The sequence below is a fragment of the Variovorax sp. P1_H12_2 genome, from assembly GCF_056405335.1.
On the sequence record NZ_JBFUCI010000666.1, the window covers coordinates 1 to 1962 of the forward strand.

Genomic DNA, 1962 nt, shown 5'->3' on the forward strand with positions numbered 1-1962 from the left:
GCGCTGGAACGCGAGATGATCCAGCGTCTGGCGACAAGGAGTTTCTGATGGCAGGTTTGCAGGCGGGCGCACCGACGCCCCAGTCGATCACGGTGCACGGCCAGTCGCGCGTGCTGGAGGTGGGGTTTTCCGACGGCGCGACCTTCCGCATCCCGTTCGAGCTCATGCGCATCTATTCACCCTCGGCGGAGGTGCAGGGCCACGGGCCCGGCCAGGAGGTGCTGCAGACCGGCAAGCGCGAGGTCGACCTGGTCGACCTGCAGCCGGTCGGCAACTATGCGGTGCAGCCGACCTTCAGCGACGGCCATGACACCGGTATTTTCTCGTGGGATCTGCTCTACGACCTCGGCGCGCGCGAGGCCGAGCTGTGGGCCGAGTACGAGCGGCGCCTGGCCGCCGCGGGCGTCGACCGTGACGCGCCGATGGCCGACAAGGCGGCCGCGTCGGGCCACGGCGGACACGCCTGCGGCAGCCATTGAGCACGGAAAGTCCGGTGCCCCTGCGGGTTATCCGGCTTGATGTGAACGCTTCCGGCCTAACATCGGGTGCATGAGCACCACCCATTTCGGATTCGAATCGGTCGACGAAAGCGACAAGGCGAAGCGCGTGCGCGGCGTCTTCGATTCGGTCGCCTCGCGCTACGACCTCATGAACGACCTCATGTCGATGGGACTGCACCGCGCCTGGAAGGCCTACACGGTGATGGTCGCCAACGTCGGCGAAGGCTCCAAGGTGCTGGACATCGCCGGCGGCACCGGTGACCTTGCACTCGCTTTCGCCAAGAAGGTGGGGGCCAGCGGCGAGGTGGTCCACACCGACATCAACGAGGCCATGCTGCGCACCGGCCGCGATCGCCTGCTCGATGCCGGGGTCGCCTTGCCCACGCTGGTCTGCGATGCCGAGAAGCTGCCGTTTCCAGACAACCACTTCGATGTCGTGACCGTCGCCTTCGGCTTGCGCAACATGACCCACAAGGATGTTGCGCTGAAGGAAATGAACCGCGTGCTGAAGCCGCGCGGCAAGCTGCTGGTGCTGGAGTTTTCCAAGGTCGCCAAACCGCTGCGCAAGGCCTACGACTGGTATTCGTTCAGCGTGCTGCCGCGCTTGGGCAAGGTGGTGGCCGGCGACGACGCCAGCTACCGCTACCTGGCCGAATCGATCCGCATGCATCCGGCCCAGGAAGACCTCAAGACCCTCATGAAGGAGGGCGGTTTCGGTCATGTGGACTATCACAATTTGACGGGCGGCGTGGTTGCCCTGCATGTTGGAATCAAGTGTTGAAGCTGTTTTTCGCCGAATTGGAGACGTCATGAAGAAAATTGGGTCCTTGTTGCTGGTGTTTGCGTTGGCCGTTGTGAGCATCGACGCCAGTGCCGCCCGCATGGGTGGCGGCAGGTCGGTCGGCAAGCAGTCCGGCAACGTGACGCAGCGTGAGGCCACGCCGTCCGCCACGCCGGCGGCACCGGCACAAAACGTGAATAGCACCGCCGCCAAGCCGGCCGCGGCGGCCCCTGCCGCAGCGGCGCCCAAGAAGCCCTGGGCCGGGATGCTCGGCGGCCTGGCCGCTGGCCTCGGCCTGGCCTGGCTCGCGCATTCGCTCGGCCTCGGCGCCGCCTTCGGGAACATCCTGCTGATCGGCCTGCTGGTGCTGGCGGCAGTGGTCGTGTGGCGGATCTTCGCGGCCCGCTCGCGTGCGGCCGCCTCGCCGCGCGCCGGCGGTTTCGCCTTCCAGGGCGCAGGCAGTCCGGCGGATGCCACGGCACCGCCCCAGTACAGCCCCCGGAATGTCGGCAACGACGCCTCGGCGCGCCCCTGGGAGAACAATGCCACGGCTTTCGACGCCAGCGCTTCGCAGCAGCCCGAGCATCCGGCGGATCGCACCAGCGGTTCGTCGATGGCCGGCGCGGCCGCCGCGGGCGGCAGCATGATCGGGTCGGCCCTGGCGGGCTCCCAGTCGTGGGG

General features: G+C 67.5%; 2 protein-coding genes and 1 pseudogene. All 3 read left to right on the forward strand.

Translation table 11 applies throughout. The features are described 5' to 3' along the window. The first annotated feature begins 47 nt into the window (after window positions 1–47). On the forward strand, window positions 48–479 hold the full coding sequence (locus AC1D2K_RS33950) for a gamma-butyrobetaine hydroxylase family protein (RefSeq protein WP_478094738.1): 432 nt from the start codon (window positions 48–50) through the stop codon (window positions 477–479). Between the two features lie 70 nt (window positions 480–549). Beyond that, window positions 550–1281, forward strand: coding sequence for a bifunctional demethylmenaquinone methyltransferase/2-methoxy-6-polyprenyl-1,4-benzoquinol methylase UbiE (ubiE, locus tag AC1D2K_RS33955; RefSeq protein WP_478094740.1), 732 nt, complete (start codon window positions 550–552; stop codon window positions 1279–1281). A 28-nt stretch (window positions 1282–1309) separates the two neighbouring features. Beyond that, window positions 1310–1962: pseudogene (locus tag AC1D2K_RS33960) on the forward strand (Tim44 domain-containing protein); the annotation flags it as partial.

What these genes read in the sequence shown, in the direction of transcription:
- ubiE (WP_478094740.1), top strand. Translation starts at nt 550, where the DNA reads ATGAGCACCACCCATTTCGGATTCGAATCGGTCGACGAAAGCGACAAG.
- AC1D2K_RS33950 (WP_478094738.1), top strand. Translation starts at nt 48, where the DNA reads ATGGCAGGTTTGCAGGCGGGCGCACCGACGCCCCAGTCGATCACGGTG.